Below are 22,041 nucleotides of genomic sequence, written 5' to 3'. Positions count from 1 at the left end.
CGTTCAGCGCACGCCGAACCACCATGTGGCGAGCCCGAGAAAGGCAAAGAAACCGACGACATCGGTGACCGTGGTGACGAAAACCGCCGAAGCCACAGCCGGGTCGATCTTGAAGCGGTCGAGCAGCAGCGGGATAAGGATGCCCGCCAGAGCCGCCACGAACATGTTGATGATCATCGCAGCAGCGATGATGCCGCCGAGATTGCGATCGTGGAACCAGGCAGCAGCCACGAGGCCGATCAGGATGGCGAAAATGATGCCGTTGATGAAGCCCACCCCGATTTCGCGGCGGATGATGCGGCCGGCATTGTAGATGTCGAGGTCCCTGGTCGCCAGCGCCCGCACCGTGACGGTCATGGTCTGCGAGCCGGCATTGCCGCCCATGCCGGCGACGATCGGCATCAGCACCGCCAGCGCCACGATATGCTCGATGGTGCGGTCGAACAGGCCGATCACCGAAGCCGCCAGGAAAGCCGTCAAAAGATTGACCAGCAGCCAGGGCACGCGCGAGCGCGAGGTCGAAAAGATGCTGTCCGAGAGTTCTTCGTCACCGACGCCGCCCATGCGCAGCAGATCTTCCTCGGCCTCCTGCTGGATGACGTCGACGACGTCGTCGATGGTCAGCACGCCGACCAGCCGCTCGTTCTCGTCGACGACGGCGGCGGACAGAAGATCGTATTGTTCGAATTCGCGCGCCGCCTCCTCCTGGTCCATGGTGGCCGGGATGGCATGCCTGGTCTCATGCATGACCTCTTCCACCTTGACCGAGCGCTTGGTGCGCAGGATCTGGTCGAGGTCGATGGCCCCGAGCAGTTTGAAGCTCGGATCGATGACGAAGATCTGGCTGAAACGGTCGGGAAGATTGTTGTCCTCGCGCATGTAGTCGATGGTCTGGCCGATCGTCCAGAAGGGCGGCACCGCGACGAACTCCGTCTGCATGCGGCGGCCGGCGGTCTCTTCGGGATAATCGAGCGAGCGCCGCAGCCTGATCCGCTCGGTGAACGGCAGTTGCGACAGGATCTCGTCCTGGTCCTCCTGGTCGAGGTCTTCGAGAATGTAGACGGCATCGTCGGAATCGAGATCCTGCACCGCCTGGGCGATCTGCGCATTGGGCAGACTGTCGACGATGTCGCGGCGGATCGCCTCGTCGACCTCGGTCAGCGCGGAAAAATCGAAATCCTTGCCCAGCAATTCGACCAGCGCGCGGCGCTGTTCCGGGTGCAGGGCCTCGAGCAGGTGGCCGAGTTCCGACTGGTGCAGATCGTCGACTTCACGCTTCAGCGTCAGCGTATCGCGATCGGCGATCGCGGCACCGATCTGGGCGAGGAACGACGACAGGATGACGCCGTCCTCGTCATAGATGTCGGCGCGGCGCTCCTCGGCCGCCCTGGCGCCGGTCATCTGTTCGTCCTGGCCTTCCACCAGCGCCTCCCGCCATCGGATTTCCGGATAAGGTGCCTGTCAGGTCTAACGCATGACCCTGACAATCGGAATCGATTTTGCGAAAGGACCATGCGCAACGGCAAATTGCTACAGCGCCGTTCGCGCGTCCAAACGACGCAACGCATACCGGAGGGTAGGAGGAGAAGACGTTCTACAAACCTGCGGCGCTGCAAACCTTCGCGGCGGCAGGTAAAGGGCAGCGTATCTCCCCGCCCCGGTCAACCAGATGGGCAGATCGACACTGATTCAAAACGGCGAGGCCGACAGTGCGAGGGCCTCGCTGTATTGGAATGGAAGGCTTCCCGATCAGGCGGCGTGGCGCTTCGCCTCAGCCGCATAGCGGTCCAGGAGACCGCTCCAGCCACCCTCGGATTCGAAGGCCTCGCGCATCGCCTCTGCGGTTTCGCCCATGTTCTCCAGAAGCCTGTGCTCGAGTTCCACACGCGTCGCGTTCTCGCCGAGCGCGACAAAGCGGATCTCGACTTCGGTCAGCAGTGCCGGATCGTAGCGCCAGCCGGCTCCAATGCGCCAGGCGAGCGTCAGCCTTGACGGCGGATCCCAGGCGAGAACCTCGCCCCAATCGCATTGTGACCCATCCTCGCCAATCTCGTACCAGCGGCCGCCGGCTTTCGGTTCGATCACCGCGGTCGTCAGGGCGGATTTGCCGATCGAGTGCGAAGCCGGCCACCAGCGCCCGAATCCTGTGGTGAACACATCGAATGCCTTGTCGAGCGGCACCTCCACGGTCACCGACTTCCTGACCGGCGCGGGCTTGATCATGGTCGTCATTTCCTCTTCTCCTTGCTGTTGTCGACTTCCCGTTTGAAGGCGTCGAGCGCATCGCCCCACATGCGGTCGAGCCAGGCGCGCATCTCGCCGAGCCCATGCGGGTCGAGATGATAGATGTTGCTGGCACCTTTCGGCTCTGCGCGGACCAGCCGGGCTTCCTTCAAAACCTTGAGGTGCTGCGATACCGCCGGCTGCGAGACCGGAAGCACTCGCGTCAGATCGATGACCGAGCGTGGCCGATCGGCGATGAGCTCGAACACCTTGCGGCGTGTCGGATCGGCCAAGGCCACCATGCCTGCGTAATCATAAATCATGACTTATGATAAGCTAAAACTTATGATACGTCAACAGGAGGCGGCAGGCCGCGTTAAGCACCGACCAGTTCGGTTTCCAGCCCCCGGGGCAATCCCTTCACGCAGGGGCTTGGACAGCAAATGCGGATGCAAGATTACAGGGAAACAATCCGTCGCATGCGAGCCGGCGGCAAATGTCGACCACCGGGGAAAAGTAAACCTGGCGGCAAGGTTTTTACCTTATCGGTATATGTGTCTCTCCGGCGAAACGTTAAGAACGGGTAAATTGGTTTGGCCCTAACCACGGAAGCCTCTCGCTACAGGCCCTCCGCCATATGGCAATTGCGCCTCTCATTGTTCATGGCGACATATGTTTTAGGCGCATCCGCACTATACCCAGAAGTATTCTATACGTCTGCCTCAATCTATTCTCACAAATTTCTTGTTGGGATCCCGGTGTTGTTTATCGGTGGCGTCTGCTGTGCCGCGCTAATCCATGGCCGGCGGCAACCGGTTCGCTACGCACTGGATTTGGCTCAAGGGCGCTGGCGTGGTTGTCTGCTGGTGCTGCTGTTCTTCTTTGCCAGCTTGACCGCGTTCTCTACCTACAAGATCGCCATCCCGTCCGTCGTCCCATACTATGCCGACAACTGGTTGGCCGACGCTGACGAATGGCTGCACGGGATGCCGCCATGGGAGATCGTCCATAAGCTCGACAGCAACGATTGGTCGTCCGTCGTCTTCAACAGCTATGAAGTCATTTGGTTTTACCAGTGGTTCGGCACCATCCTTTTCGTGTCGCTCTGGTCGGACGAGATTGCCCGCATCCGCTATCTCTGCGCAGCAGCGCTGACGTTGTCCGTCCTCGGAACGGTCTTGGCCCTGGCGCTGGCATCGGTCGGACCGGTTTACTACCACCACTTTGTCGGCGTGGATCGCTTCCACGGATTGAATGCGGCCCTGGACAGGCTGGACCATAGTTACATGGTGCGGGAACCCGCGGCATATCTCCTGAAGGCTTACCAGAGCGGCCGGCCAAGTCTTGGCGGCGGCATCTCGGCCATGCCAAGCATGCATGTCGCCTTTGCCGTATTGAACGCCTATTTGCTGTCATCGATCAATCGCTGGCTTGGCGTTCTGGGTTGGACCTTTGCAGCCCTGATCCTGTACGGATCGGTGTTCACTGGCTGGCACTATGCCGTGGACGGCTACGCATCGATCGTTGTTGTATCGGTGATCTGGTGGGCGACCGGACGCCTGGTGCGCGAATAGTTATGTGCGCTTGTCGATAGATGGCCATGCCCGCCGATGGCCACTTCGCATAAGCCAAACTCGCGACCGCAATCAGGCACAAAGCACGTGCCCCCCACAAGGACGCTCCCCGCAGTGCGAGAATTCAACGAGGAAGAGATTCCGCTTTCGAATTTAATGGTGCGGTCGAGATGCAGCGCGCCGCAACGCCGCCCGCGTTGATTTTGAAGCATTTTTCTACGATTCCGCGGCGATTTGTATTGAGGGTGGTTCGACAGCGGCAAAGCACGTAGTTCCAGCCAGCCACCATCGGCAGGCAGCTGGCAGCCTTGCCATCACATCCTCCTCCTGACGAACACCTAGTGCGGTCAACCCTTAGGCGCCGCGCCGCGCCGCTCGAGCGCGGTTTTGCGAATGATTTCTGCGATCTCTGGGCTGCTGCTGCACAGCATCTGGAAATCCGCCGAGTGTAGCGACAGGAGTGAGACCACCGTTGTGGCGCTGACGGTCGCCGAGCGCGGTTCGCCGGTGATCAGCGCCATCTCGCCGAAGAAGGCACCAGGGCCCAGCTCCACCGGGTTCGGCGTCGCGACGCTGACGCGCCCCTCCACGACGAAGAACATCTGATCACCGGTCTCGCCCTTGCGGCAGATCACAGCGCCTGCCGGCACGATGCGAGGTCGTAATGCGCGCACGATCTCGACTAGTGTGGCCGGGCCGAGCTTCTGAAACAACGGCACGGCGGCGACCAATTGCCAATTGCGGACGAAATCCTCGCGACGGACTTCTTGATAAAAGCCGGTGGCAAGAATGCCAGCCCAGAGCGCGAAGATGCCGATGCCACTCATCATGACCGCCCCGGCAAGGACGCGGCCGGCGAAGCTTTCCGGAATAGCGTCGCCATAGCCGGTGGTGGACAGCGTGACCACCGCCCACCACATTGCCTGGGGGATGCTGCCGAACTTTTGCGGTTGGACGTCGCGCTCGATCACATAGGCTGCGAGCGCAACACCGAACAGAACGATGCCGAAGACCGTGGCGACGCCGATCAGGTTGCGCGCTTCGTTGGTCAGGATTCTGCCCAGCAGCGGGAAGAAAGTTGAATCGCGCAGCGGTTTCAGCAGCCAGACAGCGCAGTAGAGGCTCCGGTCGGGCGTGCCGACGAGCAGAAATGCGGCGAGTGGAACCAAAACCGCGAGCACATCAATGGCGATTGCCGGCGTCCTGTCCCGAACGTCTCCCGCCCGGCGCCTGAGCAGTTTCTCGGCCAATTCCAGGAGATAGATGCCCCAAATGACCGCGAGCATGGCAGCCAAAGCCAGTCTGCTTCGCCCGGACATGTCCGGTGTCGTGAGCGCAGCCACCGCCACAAGCCCAGTCGCAGCCAGCACCGCGTTGAGCGGCGCGTAAATTCTTAAGGACGGCAGTACCGACATTCTATGCCCACGAGCGGATGCTATCCTCCAGAATAGGATGCCTTCAAGGCAAGCGCAAAGGTGCTTGCTTCGCTGCGATGCCCATCACCAACCGTGAACTCAGATGTCCGGGAAAGTGAACAGACGGCATAGAACGCGAATTAACAAATTACGGTGACAGTGCACTTTTTGCCGTATTTGCACGGCTGTGCGACAAGCCTGAAAAATCGCAATAACTTCCACAGCCAAAAGACTGATTGGTGCGGTCGAGAAGACTCGAACTTCCACGGGTTGCCCCACAGCGACCTCAACGCTGCGCGTCTACCAATTCCGCCACGACCGCACGTGGTAGGAGCCGGAACCAACCGGCCCGCGGCGTGTAGCAAATCGTTTCCGGTGAAACAAGTAGCGCGGCCAGCAATAATCGGCCGGACATCGGCATAACTCTTCAAGGGCCGAACGCGCCGGAACTGGACGTTTGTACCGATTGCCGCCATATGAGTGGCGAGACGAGATATCATGACGGACCGCAGCCAGATCGCCACGTCGTTCCTGCCCTTGCCCGGCTCGGCGCCGGTCGAATGGCGCATCGAGCCCGGGCTCACCGCCTATCCCGATGCGCTCGCCGTGATGGAGGCGCGCGCCGAGGCAATCCGCAGCGGCGCCGCCGGCGAGATGGTCTGGCTGGTCGAGCACCCGCCCCTCTACACCGCCGGCACCAGCGCCCGCGTCGAGGACCTGATCGAGCCGGACCGCTTCCCGGTCTTTGCCGCCGGGCGTGGCGGCGAATACACCTATCATGGGCCAGGCCAGCGGGTCGCCTACGTCATGCTCGACCTGAAGCGGCGGCGCGAGGATGTCCGCGCCTTCGTCGCCGCTCTCGAACAATGGATCATCGGCTCGCTGGCCGCCTTCAACGTACGCGGCGAACGCCGCGAGGACCGCGTCGGCGTCTGGGTGGTGCGGCCGGACCGCCCCGCTTTGCCCGACGGCTCGGCGGCCGAGGACAAGATCGCCGCCATCGGCATAAGGCTGAGGCGCTGGGTGAGCTTTCACGGCATCGCCATCAATGTCGAGCCGGACCTTAGCCATTTTAGCGGCATCGTGCCGTGCGGCGTCCAGGATCACGGCGTCACCAGCCTTGTCGACCTCGGCCTTCCCGTGACCATGGCCGACCTCGACCTGGCGCTGAAATCCGCTTTCGAGGACGTGTTCGGGCCCGCCGCCGTGTCGCCTGTCGAAGTGTCCCGCAAGGCCGGCTGAAACACTCGCCCAATGCCTGCGCCAATATGCGAAGGCGGCCTTCGCTCATCAGCATCGAGCCCGCCCTTGAGCTCAAGCCTCACATCGCGCCGATCCAGATTGCCATGGAAATGAGGAACGTGCTCATGCACACCAGCGAAACGACATCCTGAACAAGATCGGTCATAACTCTCTCCTGTTGTTAGTATGTTCGTATTTTGTTCTAATTTTGTTCGAATGTCAACGATCGCAGTCCGGGTGTCACCGGAATTGCGCTCGGTCATTTCGACAGGGTTAAGAAAGGGTTGAGAGGGAGATGCCAAGCGTTTCGGGCCAACAGGCGCGCGAAAGCGGCGGGACGGCGCACGGCAGCCCGCAGGCCGTCATCGCCTCAATTGCAGCGCACCCTAAAGCGGCACAACCTTGCCGTCGGCCAGCGTCACGCGGCGGTCCATGCGCGAGGCGAGCTCATGATTATGAGTGGCGATGAGCGCCGCCAGGCCCGATTGCCGGACCAGTGCTGCCAGCGCCTCGAACACATAGGAAGCGGTCACCGGGTCGAGATTGCCGGTCGGCTCGTCGGCCAAAAGCACCAGCGGCGCATTGGCGACGGCACGCGCAATGGCGACCCGCTGCTGCTCGCCGCCGGAGAGCTCGGAGGGGCGATGCTGTGCCCGCTTGCCGATCTGCATATAGTCGAGCAATTGCGCCGCCCGCTCGGCCGCCTCCTTGCGCGGCAGCCCTTTTATCAGCTGCGGCATCATGATGTTTTCCAGCGCCGAGAATTCAGGCAGCAAATGATGGAACTGATAGACGAAGCCGACGTCGTTGCGGCGGATCGCCGTGCGCTCGTCGTCGGAAAGCCGGCCGCAGGCGCGCCCCGCCAGGATCACGTCGCCGGCGTCCGGTCGCTCCAGCAGCCCGGCGGTGTGTAGCAGCGTCGACTTGCCGGTGCCCGACGGCGCCACAAGCGCCACCATCTCGCCACGCTTCAGCGAAAAATCGGCGCCGTTCAGGATGGTCAGCTTGCGCGGTCCCTGCACATAGTGCCGTTCGACGCTCTTCAGCTCGATAATGGCTTCGGCCATCACTCGTACCTCAGCGCTTCGACTGGATCGAGCCTGGCCGCGCGCCACGCCGGAAACAGCGTCGCCAGGAACGACAGCGCCAGCGCCATGAGAACGACGGAGATCGTCTCGCTGGCATCCATGCGGGCCGGCAATTGGCTCAGGAAATAAAGCTCGGGATTGAACAGCCGCTCGTTGGCCAGCCAGGAGAAGAACTGGCGGATGCGCTCGACGTTGAGGCAGATCACGATGCCGAGCAGCACGCCGGCAATGGTGCCGACAACGCCGATCGCCGCCCCGGTCATCAGGAAGATGCGCAGGATCGCACTGCGCGTCGCGCCCATGGTGCGCAGGATGGCGATGTCGTGGCCCTTGTCCTTCACCAGCATGATCAGGCCCGAAATGATGTTGAGCGCCGCCACCAGCACGATCAGGGTCAGGATCATGAACATGACGTTGCGCTCGACCTGCAGCGCGTCGAAGAACGTCTTGTTGCGTTGCCGCCAATCGACAAGGCTGATCGGCCGCTGCGCCGCCTCTTCGACCTTCGGCTTCAGCGCGTCGATATTGTCGGGATTGTCGGCGTAGATCTCGATCGTCTGCGCCCGGCCGTCCATGTTGAAGTAAAGCTGCGCTTCGGAGAACGGCATGTAGACGATGGAACTGTCATATTCCGACATGCCGACCTCGAAAATCGCGGTGACCGGATAGCCTTTCATGCGCGGCGTCGTGCCAAGCGGTGTGATGTCGCCCTCGGGCGAAATCAGCGTGATCGTATCGCCAAGCACCAGCCCGAGATTCTCGGCCATGCGGCTGCCGATGGCGACGCCTTCGCCGGTGTCGAAGCCGACGATCGAGCCCTCCTTGATATTGTTGGCGACGATGGTGATCTTGCCGAGATCCTCGCCGCGTATGCCGCGCACCAGCGCGCCGGTGCCGCCGCCGACATTGCCTTGCGCCAGCACCTGCCCGTCGATCAGCGGGATGGCGTATTTGACGCCGGGCACGCCGTTGATGCGGCCGGCGACCTGGGCATAGTCCTCCAACGGCATGTCGAGCGGCTGCACGATCAGATGCCCGTTGACGCCTAGGATGCGCGTCAGCAGTTCGGCGCGAAAGCCGTTCATCACCGCCATGACGACGATCAGCGTGGCGACGCCCAGCATGATGCCGAGGAAGGAGATTGAGGCGATGACCGAGATCACCGTCTCCTTGCGACGCGAGCGCAGATAGCGCCACGCCACCATGCGCTCGAAGCCGGAAAAAGGCCCGGCGCCCGATGGTCTTGCTGCCGCCGCTTTGTTCATGCGGCGGCACCGAAACGCTGCTTCACGTCCGCGATCGGCAGCGTCTCGCGCTCGCCGGTCCTGCGGTTCTTGATTTCGACCTCGCCGGCGGCGATGCCGCGCGGCCCGACGATCACCTGCCACGGCAGCCCGATCAGATCGGCGGTGGCGAACTTGCCGCCCGGCCGCTGGTCGGTGTCGTCGTAGAGCACCTCCTTGCCGGCGGCGACAAAGGCGGCGTGCAGCTCGCCGCAGACGCGGTCGCATTCGGCATCGCCGGCCTTCATGTTGATTAGGCCGACATCGAACGGCGCCACCGCCTCCGGCCAGATGATGCCGTTATCGTCATGGCTGGCTTCGATGATCGCCGCGACCAGCCTGGACGGGCCGATGCCATAGGAACCGCCAGAAACGAAATGATCCTTGCCGTCCGGGCCGGTCACCTTGGCGCCCATCGGCTTGGAATATTTGTCGCCGAAATGGAAGATATGCCCAACCTCGATGCCGCGCGCCGAGACCCGGTCGCTCGCGGGCACCTTCTCCCATGCCGCCTCGTCATGCATCTCGTCGGTGGTGGCATAGGGCGTCGTCCATGTCTTGACGATGGCGCCGATCTCGGCGTCGTTCGAAAAATCCGTGTCTGCGCCAGGCACTGCCAGCGAGAGATAATCGCGGTGGCAAAACACCTGGCTCTCGCCGGTGTCGGCCAGGATGATGAACTCATGGCTGAGGTCGCCGCCGATCGGCCCGGTGTCGGCGCGCATCGGGATAGCCTGCAGCCCCATGCGCGTAAACGTCCTGAGGTAGGACACGAACATGCGGTTATAGGCAGCCTTGGCGCCTTCATAATCGAGATCGAAGGAATAGGCGTCCTTCATCAGGAACTCGCGCGAACGCATGACACCGAAGCGCGGGCGCACCTCGTCGCGAAACTTCCACTGGATGTGATAGAGGTTGAGCGGCAGGTCCTTGTAGGACTTGACATAGGAGCGGAAGATCTCGGTGACCATCTCCTCGTTGGTCGGCCCGTAGAGCATATCGCGGTCTTGCCGGTCCTTGATGCGCAGCATCTCCTTGCCGTAATCTTCATAGCGGCCACTTTCGCGCCAGAGTTCGGCCGATTGGATGGTCGGCATCAGGATTTCGAGCGCGCCGGCGCGATTCTGCTCCTCGCGGATAATCCGGCAGACCTTGTCCAGCACCCGCTTGCCGAGCGGCAGCCAGGAAAAGCTGCCCTGCCCCTGCTGGCGGATCATGCCGGCACGCAGCATCAGCCGATGCGAGATGATCTCGGCCTCGCGCGGGTTTTCTTTGAGGATGGGCAGGAAATAGCGCGACAAACGCATGAATTGGTCCGTGAGAGAGGATGGCGGCCCCGGAATCGGCGCGGCACAGGCTTGCTTGCCCCGGCTTCATAGCCATTTCATGGCGGAATGGAAACCCGGCCCAGGCGCTGCACAGGCGCCGCAATTGCCGCACGCGGCTTGCTGGGCGTTTCGCAAGCAACGCCTGCCGTACTATTGTGCACTGCAGCACGAGATTGCCTGTTTCCGGGCAAAATTCTTCGTGACATTTTCACCCGCCTTAGGCTAGTGTGCCCACATAACCGAGAGGGTAGAGAAAAATCTGCCCTCCTACGCGGTCAAAGTCTTGGGAGGATGCGATCTAGGCGCGGTAACTCGCTGCCGCCGGACACCGGAAACAGATCGGACGCGTTTAAATTGCAAGGCCTCGCGCCTTGCATTTTTTTTGTGCAATCATTTGGTTAGCACGACAGATTACCAAACTACATGACGTTGCGTCAGCCCAAGCCCGCCCCGGGCTTTACTTGGGTTGACCTTGCTGGCTCAGCTTGATTTCAGGGGTCGGCTAGGCTGGGATAGCCGGACACGGTAGGTAGCCGGCTAATGCGCTGGGCTCTGGTTGAAATCCGGCACGATGTGCGGGATGTCGTCGATGCCGAGGCCAAGCCCTCTCGTGATGCCGTAGAAAATACCCATGAGGACCAGCGTGGCGATTGTCGTGCGCAGCGCCGCGCGCAGCATATGCGGTCCGCGCGGTGCGCTCGGAACCGTGCCAAGCGTCACGTCCCGGTCCTCGTCCTGTGTCCGCATGCTGAACGGCAGCACGGCGAACAACACCACCCACCATGTGGCGAAGAACAGGGCGACAAACGAAACCCAACTCATGCTTGCTCCAGTTCGACCAGCGTGCCGAAGAAATCCTTGGGGTGCAGAAACAATACCGGTTTGCCATGCGCGCCGGTCTTCGGCTTGCCGTCGCCCAGCACGCGCGCGCCGCTGGCCTTGAGACGGTCGCGTGCCGCAACAATGTCGTCCACGTCGTAGCAGAGATGGTGCATGCCGCCGGACGGATTCTTCTCGAGGAATGCGGCGATCGGCGAGGCTTCGCCTAGCGGCTCGAGCAACTCGATCCTGGTGTTGCCGACGTCGACGAACACCACCGTAACGCCATGCTCCGGCAGCGCCTGCGGCGCGGTTACGTGCGCGCCAAGCGTATCACGATAGACCGCCGCAGCCGCGGCCAGATCCGGCACCGCAAGCGCGACATGGTTGAGGCGTCCGAGCATAGGGTACTCCCGGGTTAGGGGGTAGGGGAGTAAGGCAGTAGGGGAGTAGGGAAAAAGGATCTAGAAGTGCAGACTGTTTGCGCTCCTACTTCCTACTTTCCCTACTCCCCTACTGCCTTACTCCCCTATTCCCTTGTTCGTCACCGCGTGACGAACACTGTCACCAGTGGCTTCTTGCCCCAGGCTTCGTTGGCCGCGCCGCGCACCGCGCGCCGCACCGCCTCCTGGACCAGGTCGAGGTCTTTTCGGCGCTGGCGGGGGATGGAGTCCACGGCGCCGATTGCCGCATCGATCATCAGGTCTTCCAGGCTCTCGCCGCTGCCGTCGGCCTCGGCGACGCCGATGGCGACGAGATCGGGATCGCCGGCAAGCTCGTATTTGTCGTCGAGCACGACGTTGACGGCGACATGGCCGGCAAAGGATAGCTTGCGGCGGTCGCGAATGCCCATCGCCTGATCGCTGCCGATCAGCCTTCCGTCCTTGTAGATGCGGCCGAACGGAACCTGGTCGATGATGGCGGCGGCACCCGGATACAGCCTGAGCATGTCGCCGTCGCGCACCTGCGCCACCTGGCCGATGCCGGACGTCGACATCAGCGAGCCCTGCGCCACCAGATGCGCCGCCTCGCCATGAACGGGAACGCCGATCTGCGGCCGCACCCATTCATACATCTTGCGCAATTCGCTGCGGCGTGGATGGCCGGAGACATGCACCAGCGCATCGCCGTCCTCGATGATCTTGATGCCGAGATCGATCAGGCGGTTCTTGATTTCGAGGATCGCCTTCTCGTTGCCGGGGATGGTGCGCGAGGAAAACACCACCGTGTCGCCGGCCGTCAGCGCCACCGACTTCATCTCGTCGCGCGACAGCTTGGCAAGTGCGGCAAGCGGCTCGCCCTGGCTTCCGGTGCAGATGATGACGAGGTTTTCGCGCGGGATGAAGCCGTAATCCTCCTCGGCGATGAATTCCGGCAACCCGTCCATGTAACCGAGTTCATCAGCCACATCGATGACGCGCTTCATCGAGCGGCCAAGCACCAGGCATTGGCGGCCGGCATCCCGCGCTGCCTTGGCGATCGAGACGATGCGGCCGACATTGGAGGAGAAGCTGCTGACGGCGACACGGCCCTTGGCATTCTGGATGACACCCTTGAGGCCCTCGCCCACCGCCACTTCCGACGGTGACTCCCCTTCCCGCAGCGCGTTGGTGGAATCGCAGATCAACGCCAGCACGCCCTTGTCGCCATAGGCACGGAAGCGTGCCTCGTCGGTCATCGGCCCCACCGTCGGCGCCGGATCGATCTTCCAGTCGCCGGTATGGATGACGACGCCGGCCGGCGTGGTGATCGCCAGCGACATCGGTTCGGGAATGGAGTGCGCGACGGGGATGGCCTCGATCTCGAACGGACCGACGGTGAATTTCTCGCCAGCCCGATAGATCGTCACCGGGATCTTCGGCGCCCCTTGCTCGCCCTGCCGCTTGGCTTCCAGCAGGCCGGCGCCGAACGGCGTCATCCAGACCGGCGCCTTGAGCTTCGGCCAGATGTCGTGCAGCGCCCCGTAGTGGTCCTCATGTGCATGGGTGATGACGATGCCGCGCAGATTGGCGACATTCTCCTCGATGAAGCGGGTGTCGGGCAGTACCAGGTCGACGCCGGGCAGGGTTGCATCGGGAAAAGTAACGCCGACGTCGACGACGATCCATTCGCGCGCATTGGCCGGCCCATAGCCGTAGAGGGCGAAGTTCATGCCGATCTCGCCGACACCGCCGAGCGGCACGAAGACAAGTTCGGCATTTTCCGCTGTCGCCATGGTCTTTCCTTCCTTGCCGGTCAAATTGTGGGCCGGTCAAATTGTGGGCCGGTCAAAATTGTCGGCCAATCAAAATTGTCGGCCGGTCAAATTCAAGCTGGTCAAATACCTGGCCAGTCAAACGTATTGGCCAGTCAACCGACGGCCGATGCGACCGCGCCGAAATGCACGTCGCCGGCGGCGATCGTCAGAACCGAGCCTTGATCGTCGCGGATCACGAAACGGCAGTCTTCGTCAATGGTCTCGAAGGTGCCGCGCACCACATTACCGTCAATTCTGACAGCAACCTGCCCGCCAAGCCCCGCCGCACGCGCCAGCCAGCGCCGCCTGACGGCGGCAAGCCCACGCCCTTCGTTCCACAGCCGGGCATTCTCGCTCCATGCATCCGACAGCGCCAGAAACAGCGTCTCGGCATCGCAAGCAGACCCCAGCGCGTTGAGCGACGTCGCTGGATAGGGCAAATCATTGGGATAAGCCACCACATTGACGCCGATGCCAACAGCCACCGTCGAACGGTCGCCATCCAGCATCGCCGATTCCAGCAGGATGCCGGCGAGCTTGGCGCCCGAGGCAAGCACGTCGTTCGGCCATTTCAACTCGAAGCGGTTCTTGCCCTGGCTCGCACCATCGAGGCCGATCGCAATCCTGCCTTTCGGCACGACGGCGTCGAGCGCGTCGGCCAGCGCCAGTCCGGCAACGAAGCCGAGCGTCGCGGCAAGTCGAAGCTCGGTGTTGGTGATCACCAGCAGCGTCGCCGCCAGGTTGCCTTCGGGCGTCGCCCAGGCGCGGCCGCGGCGGCCATGTCCCGCTTCCTGCTTTTTTGAGACGACCCAGAGTTTGCCCGGATCGCCGGCCCGCGCGTGCTCCAGCGCCAACGCATTGGTGGAGCCGACCGTATCGTGCGCCTCGAGCCGGAACCCTTCCGAAGCCGCGGTTGGAGCCAGCCTGAACGTCATTCCGTTAGAAGAAGGTCTTGGCCGCGGCGGCTGCGTAGGTTCCGATCGGGCCGCCGATCAGCACGTAGAACAGCACGAAAGCGCCGCAGGCGCCGAGCACGACGCGCAGTTCGGTCGCCATCGGCACGAAGCCGCCGACCGGTTCGTCGAACCACATGATCTTGATGATGCGCAAATAATAATAGGCGCCCACCACAGAGGCCAGCACGCCGATGATCGCCAGCGCGTAGAGGTCGGCATTGATGGCGGCGAGGAACACGTACCATTTCCCCCAGAAGCCGGCGAGCGGCGGGATACCGGCCAGCGAGAACATCATGATGGTGAGGATCGTCGCCATGATCGGGTTGGTCGCCGACAGGCCGGCGAGATCGCTGATCTGCTCGACATTGCCCTCCTTGCGCCGCATGGCCAGGATGAAGGCGAAGGTGCCGAGCGTCATCACCAGATAGATCAGCATGTAGATGGCGACGCCGCGCACGCCGTCCTGGCTGTTGGCGGCAAGGCCGACCAGAGCATAACCCATATGGCCGATGGAGGAATAGGCCATCAGCCGCTTGATGTTGGTCTGGCCGATGGCCGCGAATGCGCCGAGCGCCATCGAGGCGATCGAGATGAAGACGATGATCTGCTGCCAGTCGGCGGCGATCGGCTTGAAGGCGCCCATGGTGACGCGCACCATCAGCGCCATCGCCGCCATTTTGGGTGCCGCCGCCAGAAAGGCCGTCACCGGCGTCGGCGCGCCCTCATAGACGTCGGGCGTCCACATATGGAACGGCACCGCCGAGATCTTGAAGGCAAGGCCGGCCAGCACAAAGACCAGGCCGAAGACGAGGCCGAGCTGGCGCCCGCCGCCGCTCAGCGCCGCGGCGATCTCCTGGAAGCCGGTGTTGCCCGTGTAGCCGTAGACCAGCGAGATGCCGTAAAGCAGCATGCCCGACGACAGCGCGCCAAGGACGAAATACTTCAGCCCGGCCTCGGTCGAGCGCAGATTATCGCGGTTGATCGCCGCCAGCACGTAGATCGCCAGCGACTGCAGCTCGAGGCCGAGATAGAGCCCGATCATGCCGTTGGCCGAGATCATCAGCATCATGCCGAGCGTGCAGAGCAGGATCAGCACCGGATATTCGAACTTGTCGAAATGCTCCGCCTGGGCAAAGCGGACCGACATGACCAGCGTCACCGCCGAGCCGATCAGCGCCAACATCTTCATGAAGCGGGCGAATGGGTCCTGGATGAAGGCTTCGCCATAGGCGTTGCCCTGTCCCGGGGAAAAGATCAGCCAGGCGCCGGCGATCACCAGCACGGCAACAGCAAGGCCGCTCACCGTGACGGCGGTGTTGGCGCGCGAATAGGCGCCGAGCATCAACAGCGCCAAGGCGCCGATGGCGAGGATCAGCTCTGGCGTCGAGAGCGACAGGCTGGAGAGAAGGTCCGGCGTCATGGTTCGCAAACCCCCAGTCAGTTCGCCGCCGCGGTCTGCGCGGCGCCGATGGATGCGGTGACATTGGTAACGAGCGCCTTGACCGATTCGGCCGTCGCGTCGAAGATCGGCGCCGGATAGACGCCGAAGAAGATGACCAGCGCGACCAGCGGATAGATGATCACCTTTTCGCGCGTCGACAGGTCGAGCAAACCTTTCAGGCTTTCCTTGGTCAGTGCGCCGAAGATCACCTTGCGGTAGAGCCAGAGCGCATAGGCCGCCGACAGTATGACGCCGGTGGCGGCGAAGAACGCCACCCAGGTGTTGACCCGGAACACGCCGAGCATGGTCAGGAACTCGCCGACGAAGCCGCTGGTGCCGGGCAGGCCGACATTGGCCATGGTGAAGATCATGAACACGGTTGCATATTTCGGCATGTTGTTGACCAACCCGCCATAGGCGTCGATGTCACGCGTGTGCATGCGGTCGTAGACGACGCCGACGCAGAGGAACAGCGCGCCGGAGACCAGGCCGTGCGACAGCATCTGGAAGATCGAGCCCTGGACGCCTTCCTGGTTCATCGCGAAGATGCCCATGGTAACGAAGCCCATGTGAGCGACCGACGAATAGGCGATCAGCTTCTTCATGTCCTCCTGCATCAGCGCCACCAGCGAGGTGTAGATGATGGCGACAACGGAAAGCGTGAAGATCAGCGGCGCGAACATTTCGGATGCGATCGGAAACATCGGCAGCGAAAAACGCAGGAAGCCATACCCGCCCATCTTGAGCAGGATGGCGGCCAGAATCACCGAGCCGGCCGTCGGTGCTTCGACATGCGCGTCCGGCAGCCAGGTATGCACCGGCCACATCGGCATCTTCACCGCAAAGGACGCGAAGAAGGCAAGCCATAGCCAGGTTTGCATATTGGCCGGGAAATTATGCGTCAGCAGCGTCGGGATATCGGTGGTGCCGGACTGGAAGAACATCGCCATGATGGCGAGCAGCATCAGCACCGAGCCGGCCAGGGTGTAGAGGAAGAACTTGAACGAGGCATAGACGCGCCGCTTGCCGCCCCACACGCCGATGATGATGAACATCGGGATAAGGCCGGCTTCGAAGAAGACGTAGAACAAGACGATGTCGAGCGCACAGAACACGCCGATCATCAGCGTCTCGAGCAGCAGGAAGGCGATCATATAGGCTTTGACGCGCTTCTCGATCGATTCCCACGAGGCGAGAATGCAGAGCGGCATTAGGAAGGTGGTCAGGATGACGAACAGCATGGAGATGCCGTCTACGCCCATATGGTAGGAGATGCCGGAATCCAGCCAGGCAAACTTCTCGACAAACTGGAAGCCGGGTTGCGAATTATCGAAGCCGGTCCAGATAAACAGCGAAATCACAAACGTGAACGCAGTCGTGAACAGCGCGATGGCGCGGATGTTGCGGCGCGCGTTCTCGCTGTCATCACGCACGAAGAGGATGAGCAGCACACCAACCAGCGGCAGGAAGGTGACCAGCGATAGGATCGGCCAGGCGGTCATCAGAGCATCATCCAGGTGACGAGTGCGGCAACGCCGATCAGCATGGCGAAGGCATAGTGATAGAGATAGCCGGTCTGCAGCTTGACGACCCGGTTGGTGACGTCGACGACGCGCGCCGAAATGCCGTCCGGCCCGAGCCCGTCAATGACGGTGCCGTCGCCGGTCTTCCACAGGAAGCTGCCGAGGCGCTTTGCCGGCCGCACGAACAGGAAGTCGTAGAGCTCGTCAAAATACCATTTGTTGAGCAGGAAGGCGTAGAGCAGGCGATGGTTGGCGGCGACGCTCCGAGGCATTTCCGGCGCGCGAATATAGAACTGCCAGGCTATCGCAAAGCCGATCAGCATGGCGATGAACGGCGACAGCTCGACCCACAACGGCACTTCGTGGATTTCGTGCAGGATGTGGTTGTCCGGCAGCGTGAACAGCGACGCCTTCCAGAATTCGGCATAGCCCTCGCCGATGAAGGCGCCGTGGAAGATCACACCGGCGAGCAGCGCGCCAGCCGCCAGGATGAACAGCGGCACCAGCATGACCGGCGGCGATTCATGGACATGGTGCATGACCTCGTGGCTGGCCCGCGGCTCGCCGTGGAAGGTCATGAAGATCAGCCGCCAGGAGTAGAAGGAGGTGAAGCAGGCAGCAATGACCAGCAATATGAAGGCAAATGCGGCGACCGCATTGTGGCCGGCGAAGGCCGCTTCGATGATGGCGTCCTTGGAAAAGAAGCCGGCCGTGCCGATGATCGTTACCGGAATGCCGACACCGGTCAGCGCCAGCGTGCCGATCACCATCATCCAGTAAGTCGTCGGGATCAGCGTCCTTAGGCCACCCATTTTGCGCATGTCCTGCTCGTCGGAGACGGCGTGGATGACCGAGCCCGAGCCGAGGAACAGCAGCGCCTTGAAGAAGGCGTGGGTGAACAGATGGAAAATCGCCGCGCCATATGCGCCGACGCCGAGCGCCACGAACATGTAGCCGAGCTGCGAACAGGTCGAATAGGCGATGACGCGCTTGATGTCGTTCTGGACAAGACCGACTGTCGCCGCGAAGAAGGCGGTGAAGGCGCCGATGAAGGTGACCACCGTCAGTGCCGAATGCGACAGCTCGAACAGCGGCGACAGCCGCGCCAGCATGAACACGCCTGCCGTCACCATGGTGGCGGCATGGATCAGTGCCGAGACCGGCGTCGGGCCTTCCATGGCATCCGGCAGCCAGGTGTGCAGCGGCACCTGCGCCGACTTGCCCATCGCGCCCATGAACAGGAGCAGGCAGACGACCGTCATCGCGGCCTGCTTATCAAGCGCATAGCCGAGGAAGGTCAGTACGGCCGCGCCTTGCGGCGCGCCTTCCGCCGGAATGAACGTCGCCGCATTGGCGAAGATGGTGCCGAGATTGACCGAGCCGAACAGCACGAACACGCCGAATATGCCGAGCGCAAAGCCGAAATCGCCGACGCGGTTGACGACGAAGGCCTTGATCGCAGCCGCATTGGCCGACGGCTTCTTGTACCAGAAGCCGATCAGCAGATACGAGGCAAGGCCGACGCCTTCCCAGCCGAAGAACATCTGCACGAGGTTGTCGGCCGTCACCAGCATCAGCATGGCGAAGGTGAACAGCGACAGATAGGCGAAGAAGCGCGGCCGGTCCGGGTCGTGATGCATGTAGCCGATCGAGTAGACATGGACCAGCGCCGACACCGTATTGACGACGACCAGCATCACCACGGTCAGCGTATCGATCCGCAGCGCCCACGACGCTTCGAGGCCGCCTGACTGGATCCAGCGCAGCACCGGCACGGTGAACACCTCCCCGCCGCCGAAGCCGACCGAGAAGAAGGCAACCCACGACAGCACAGCCGCGATCACCAGGAAGCCGGAGGTGATGTATTCAGAAGCCTTGGCGCCGAGCGAAGTGCCGAACAGGCCGACGATCAGGAAGCCGAGCAGCGGAAGGAAGACGATGGCCTGATACATGGTGGTTCCGTCAACCCTTCATCATGTTCACGTCTTCGACCGCGATCGAGCCGCGGTTGCGGAAGAAGACGACGAGAATGGCAAGGCCGATCGCCGCTTCGGCCGCCGCGACCGTCAGCACGAACAGTGCGAAAACCTGGCCGACCAAATCGCCGAGCGCCGCCGAAAAGGCGACGAAATTGATGTTGACCGCAAGCAGGATCAGCTCGATCGACATCAAGATGACGATGACGTTCCTGCGGTTCAGGAAGATGCCGAACACGCCGAGCGTGAACAGGATCGCCGATACGGTCAGGTAGTGCGCGATGCCGACGACCATCTCAGACTCCTTCGCCCGTCTTGACCTTGCGGATTTCCACTCCGGTTGCCGCCGTGCGGCCGACCTGGGCGGCGATCGACTGCCGCTTGACGCCCGGCTTGTGGCGCAGCGTCAGCACGATGGCGCCGATCATGGCGACCAGCAGCACCAGGCCAGCTACCTGGAAGTAATAGAGGTAATCCGTATAGAGGATGTCGCCGAGCGCTGCCGTATTGGAGCGCGCGGCCAGGTCCGGAATGGGCTTGGCGACCGTCGCCGCCAGTTTCGGCGCGAATGTATAGCCGCCGAGCACCACGATCAGCTCCGCCGCCAGGATCAGCCCGACCAGCGCGCCGATCGGTGCATATTGCAGGGCGCCTTCCTTCATTTCGGCGAAGTCGACGTCGAGCATCATGACCACGAACAGGAACAGCACCAGCACCGCGCCGACATAGACGACGAGCAGGATCATCGCCAGGAACTCGGCGCCGGTCAGCATGAACAGGCCGGCGGCGTTGAAGAAGGTCAGGATCAGGAACAGCACCGAATGCACGGGATTGCGCGCCGAAATGACCATGAACGCCGATGCCACCGCGACAAAGGCGAAGAGGTAGAAAAAGGCCGCCTCTAGTCCACTCAGCATGGGCTCTCCCGGGTTTCCTGTCAGAACAGGACGTTCGTCCTGTTTTTTGCCACCGCCTCCGGTCGGCAAGTTGCGTGTTCCTATCGCATGTTCCGATCGGGTTGAAAGACCCGATCGAAAAGAAAACATGCGACACTCTTTCATTCCGGAGGATGATCTTGTCCGAAAAGTCTGCAGCTTTTCGGGATCATCCTCTGAACGAGGCCCTCGCCCCGTTCATGCATCAAATATCAGCGGTAAGGCGCATCCAGCGAGATGTTGCGCGCCAGCTCACGCTCCCAGCGGTCGCCATTGGCCAGAAGCCTGTCCTTGTCGTAATAAAGTTCCTCGCGCGTCTCCGTCGCGAACTCGAAATTCGGCCCCTCGACGATGGCGTCGACCGGGCAGGCTTCCTGGCAGAAGCCGCAATAAATGCATTTCACCATGTCGATGTCGTAGCGCACGGTGCGCCGCGTGCCGTCGTTGCGGCGCGGGCCGGCTTCGATGGTGATGGCCTGCGCCGGGCAGATCGCCTCGCACAATTTGCAGGCGATGCAGCGTTCCTCGCCGTTCGGGTAGCGGCGCAGCGCATGCTCGCCGCGGAAGCGCGGGCTGACCGGTCCCTTCTCATGCGGATAGTTGATCGTCTCCTTCGGCGCGAAGAACTGGCGCATCGACAGGAAGAAAGCGCTGACGAAATCCTGCAAAAGCAGTGACTTGGCGGCCTGGGATAGCGTACTCATTCAGCACCCCCGAAGATCTGTGTTGCAGCGATTGCGCCGATAAATCCGAAAAAGACAGGCATCAGGAAACGATATGCAAGTCTCGTCATCGACGCCATTATCTGCTTGTCCCAGCCAAACACCGGCACTCGGTAGTTTGCTGCCAACCTTTGGTCCTGTTGCCGCAAAACGTAGGGCAGCACAACGACGTTGCCAAAGAGCGCAACAAGCACGCCGACAGCTGCGCCTAGAAAACCAACGATCAGACTGCCCATCAGGCAAACCCCGTGATCTTTAGGAAAGCGGCGGTGGCGACCACCATGAACAGCGAGATCGGCAGGAAGACCTTCCAGCCGAGCCGCATCAGCTGGTCGTAGCGATAGCGCGGCACGAACGCCTTCACCATCGAGAACATGAAGAACACCAGGCAGACCTTGAGCACGAACCAGATCAGCCCCGGCACCCAGGTGAACGGCGCGAAATTGAAGGGCGGCAGCCAGCCGCCAAGGAACAGGATGGTGGCCAGCGCGCACATCAGGACGACGGCGACATATTCGCCGAGGAAGAACAGCAGGAACGGCGTCGAGGAATATTCGACCATATGGCCGGCGACGAGTTCCGATTCGGCTTCCACAAGGTCGAAGGGCGGCCGGTTGGTCTCGGCCAACGCCGAGATGAAGAAGACGATGAACATCGGGAACAGCGACAGCCAATGCCAGTCGAGGAAGGTGTTGGGCAGGCCGAGCCGCGTGCCCAGCCCGTCCTGCTGCGACAAGACGATGTCGGACAGGTTGAGCGAGCCGACGCAAAGCAGCACGGTGACGATGACGAAACCGATCGAGACTTCGTAGGACACCATCTGCGCCGCCGAGCGCAGCGCGCCAAGGAACGGGTATTTTGAGTTCGACGCCCAGCCGCCCATGATCACGCCATAGACCTCGAGCGAGGAGATGGCGAAGACATAGAGGATGCCGACATTGACGTTGGCGATCGCCCAGCCTTCATTGACCGGTATCACCGCCCATGCAGAGATCGCCAGCACCGCCGACACCAAGGGCGCCAGCAGGAAAACGCCCTTGTTGGCGCCGGACGGGATCACCGGCTCCTTGAACACGAATTTCAGCAGATCGGCGAAGGCCTGCAGCGTACCCCACGGGCCGACGACGTTCGGGCCGCGACGCAATTGCACCGCCGCCCAGATCTTGCGGTCGGCGTAAAGCACATAGGCGACGAAGATCAACAGAACGACGATCAGCACGACCGACTTCAAAAGGATCAGCAGCGCCGGCAGCACGTAGAAGGAGAAGAAGGTGTCCATG

The 22,041-nt window shown here is 62.1% G+C and carries 21 protein-coding genes and 1 tRNA gene; 2 read left to right on the top strand and 20 right to left on the bottom strand.

All coding sequences use genetic code 11. From position 1 onward, the window contains the following. Positions 1–3: 3 nt before the first annotated feature. The 3 genes from mgtE to NKH50_RS01205 form a co-directional block, all read right to left on the bottom strand. Positions 4–1,401, bottom strand: coding sequence for a magnesium transporter (gene mgtE, locus NKH50_RS01215; RefSeq protein WP_502894205.1), 1,398 nt, complete (start codon positions 1,399–1,401; stop codon positions 4–6). Positions 1,402–1,749: 348 nt separating this feature from the next. After that, on the bottom strand, positions 1,750–2,232 hold the full coding sequence (locus NKH50_RS01210) for an SRPBCC family protein (RefSeq protein ID WP_254818127.1): 483 nt from the start codon (positions 2,230–2,232) through the stop codon (positions 1,750–1,752). After that, positions 2,229–2,546 carry an ArsR/SmtB family transcription factor gene (locus NKH50_RS01205; RefSeq protein ID WP_023676569.1) on the bottom strand — a complete coding sequence of 106 codons (318 nt, stop codon included), beginning with the start codon at positions 2,544–2,546 and terminating at the stop codon, positions 2,229–2,231. Before NKH50_RS01205 ends, NKH50_RS01210 begins: the two co-directional genes overlap by 4 nt. Positions 2,547–2,981: 435 nt before the next feature. On the opposite strand from NKH50_RS01205, the gene NKH50_RS01200 reads away from it, so the two are divergent. Beyond that, the gene (locus tag NKH50_RS01200) at positions 2,982–3,797 is read left to right on the top strand and encodes a phosphatase PAP2 family protein (RefSeq protein WP_352876881.1); all 816 of its coding nucleotides are present in this window, start codon (positions 2,982–2,984) and stop codon (positions 3,795–3,797) included. A 347-nt stretch (positions 3,798–4,144) separates the two neighbouring features. On the opposite strand, the gene NKH50_RS01195 is transcribed toward NKH50_RS01200, so the two are convergent. Together NKH50_RS01195 and NKH50_RS01190 are read right to left on the bottom strand one after the other, a co-directional pair. Beyond that, positions 4,145–5,212, bottom strand: coding sequence for a cyclic nucleotide-gated potassium channel (locus NKH50_RS01195; protein ID WP_352876129.1), 1,068 nt, complete (start codon positions 5,210–5,212; stop codon positions 4,145–4,147). A 237-nt stretch (positions 5,213–5,449) separates the two neighbouring features. After that, positions 5,450–5,534, bottom strand: a tRNA-Leu gene (locus tag NKH50_RS01190). Positions 5,535–5,710: 176 nt separating this feature from the next. Here NKH50_RS01190 and lipB point away from each other — a divergent pair. Next, entirely contained in the window at positions 5,711–6,454 is a 744-nt protein-coding gene (gene lipB / locus NKH50_RS01185) for a lipoyl(octanoyl) transferase LipB (RefSeq protein WP_352876126.1), read from the top strand. Positions 6,455–6,840: 386 nt separating this feature from the next. Here the strand turns inward: lipB and NKH50_RS01180 are convergent, their stop codons facing one another. The 15 genes from NKH50_RS01180 to nuoH form a co-directional block, all read right to left on the bottom strand. After that, positions 6,841–7,524, bottom strand: a complete 684-nt coding sequence (locus tag NKH50_RS01180; RefSeq protein ID WP_254818120.1) for an ABC transporter ATP-binding protein — start codon at positions 7,522–7,524, stop codon at positions 6,841–6,843. Continuing rightward, the gene (locus tag NKH50_RS01175) at positions 7,521–8,807 is read right to left on the bottom strand and encodes a lipoprotein-releasing ABC transporter permease subunit (protein WP_352477560.1); all 1,287 of its coding nucleotides are present in this window, start codon (positions 8,805–8,807) and stop codon (positions 7,521–7,523) included. The genes NKH50_RS01180 and NKH50_RS01175 overlap by 4 nt, the downstream gene beginning before the upstream one ends. Further along, the gene (gene proS, locus NKH50_RS01170) at positions 8,804–10,132 is read right to left on the bottom strand and encodes a proline--tRNA ligase (protein WP_352876122.1); all 1,329 of its coding nucleotides are present in this window, start codon (positions 10,130–10,132) and stop codon (positions 8,804–8,806) included. Before proS ends, NKH50_RS01175 begins: the two co-directional genes overlap by 4 nt. 558 nt (positions 10,133–10,690) lie before the next feature. Continuing rightward, positions 10,691–10,975: a DUF1467 family protein gene (locus NKH50_RS01165; RefSeq protein WP_254818117.1), complete on the bottom strand. Its 285-nt coding sequence runs from the start codon at positions 10,973–10,975 to the stop codon at positions 10,691–10,693. Further along, the gene (mce, locus tag NKH50_RS01160; RefSeq protein ID WP_352876120.1) at positions 10,972–11,376 is read right to left on the bottom strand and encodes a methylmalonyl-CoA epimerase; all 405 of its coding nucleotides are present in this window, start codon (positions 11,374–11,376) and stop codon (positions 10,972–10,974) included. Before mce ends, NKH50_RS01165 begins: the two co-directional genes overlap by 4 nt. A gap of 140 nt (positions 11,377–11,516) precedes the next feature. Further along, on the bottom strand, positions 11,517–13,187 hold the full coding sequence (locus tag NKH50_RS01155) for a ribonuclease J (RefSeq protein WP_352703652.1): 1,671 nt from the start codon (positions 13,185–13,187) through the stop codon (positions 11,517–11,519). A gap of 134 nt (positions 13,188–13,321) precedes the next feature. Then, positions 13,322–14,143 carry a biotin--[acetyl-CoA-carboxylase] ligase gene (locus tag NKH50_RS01150; RefSeq protein ID WP_352876117.1) on the bottom strand — a complete coding sequence of 274 codons (822 nt, stop codon included), beginning with the start codon at positions 14,141–14,143 and terminating at the stop codon, positions 13,322–13,324. Positions 14,144–14,147: 4 nt separating this feature from the next. Then, entirely contained in the window at positions 14,148–15,584 is a 1,437-nt protein-coding gene (nuoN, locus tag NKH50_RS01145; RefSeq protein WP_352876115.1) for an NADH-quinone oxidoreductase subunit NuoN, read from the bottom strand. A gap of 17 nt (positions 15,585–15,601) precedes the next feature. Beyond that, on the bottom strand, positions 15,602–17,107 hold the full coding sequence (locus tag NKH50_RS01140) for an NADH-quinone oxidoreductase subunit M (protein WP_352450009.1): 1,506 nt from the start codon (positions 17,105–17,107) through the stop codon (positions 15,602–15,604). Then, positions 17,107–19,080, bottom strand: coding sequence for an NADH-quinone oxidoreductase subunit L (gene nuoL, locus NKH50_RS01135; protein ID WP_352876113.1), 1,974 nt, complete (start codon positions 19,078–19,080; stop codon positions 17,107–17,109). The genes NKH50_RS01140 and nuoL overlap by 1 nt, the downstream gene beginning before the upstream one ends. 10 nt (positions 19,081–19,090) lie before the next feature. After that, positions 19,091–19,399 (bottom strand): NADH-quinone oxidoreductase subunit NuoK, encoded by a 309-nt coding sequence (gene nuoK / locus NKH50_RS01130; protein ID WP_023676620.1) that lies wholly within the window; start codon positions 19,397–19,399, stop codon positions 19,091–19,093. 1 nt (position 19,400) lies between these two features. Then, positions 19,401–20,021, bottom strand: coding sequence for an NADH-quinone oxidoreductase subunit J (locus NKH50_RS01125; RefSeq protein ID WP_023676621.1), 621 nt, complete (start codon positions 20,019–20,021; stop codon positions 19,401–19,403). 230 nt (positions 20,022–20,251) lie between these two features. Beyond that, positions 20,252–20,743 carry an NADH-quinone oxidoreductase subunit NuoI gene (gene nuoI, locus NKH50_RS01120; RefSeq protein ID WP_352745068.1) on the bottom strand — a complete coding sequence of 164 codons (492 nt, stop codon included), beginning with the start codon at positions 20,741–20,743 and terminating at the stop codon, positions 20,252–20,254. Continuing rightward, positions 20,740–20,997, bottom strand: a complete 258-nt coding sequence (locus NKH50_RS01115; protein WP_352876110.1) for a hypothetical protein — start codon at positions 20,995–20,997, stop codon at positions 20,740–20,742. The genes nuoI and NKH50_RS01115 overlap by 4 nt, the downstream gene beginning before the upstream one ends. Beyond that, on the bottom strand, positions 20,997–22,040 hold the full coding sequence (gene nuoH, locus NKH50_RS01110) for an NADH-quinone oxidoreductase subunit NuoH (RefSeq protein ID WP_292663045.1): 1,044 nt from the start codon (positions 22,038–22,040) through the stop codon (positions 20,997–20,999). Before nuoH ends, NKH50_RS01115 begins: the two co-directional genes overlap by 1 nt. Position 22,041 lies beyond the last annotated feature (1 nt).

This window comes from Mesorhizobium sp. M1027 (assembly GCF_040318745.1).
GTDB lineage: Bacteria > Pseudomonadota > Alphaproteobacteria > Rhizobiales > Rhizobiaceae > Mesorhizobium.
Note: the sequence above shows the minus strand (reverse complement) of the source record. Positions and strands in the feature narration are given on the sequence as shown.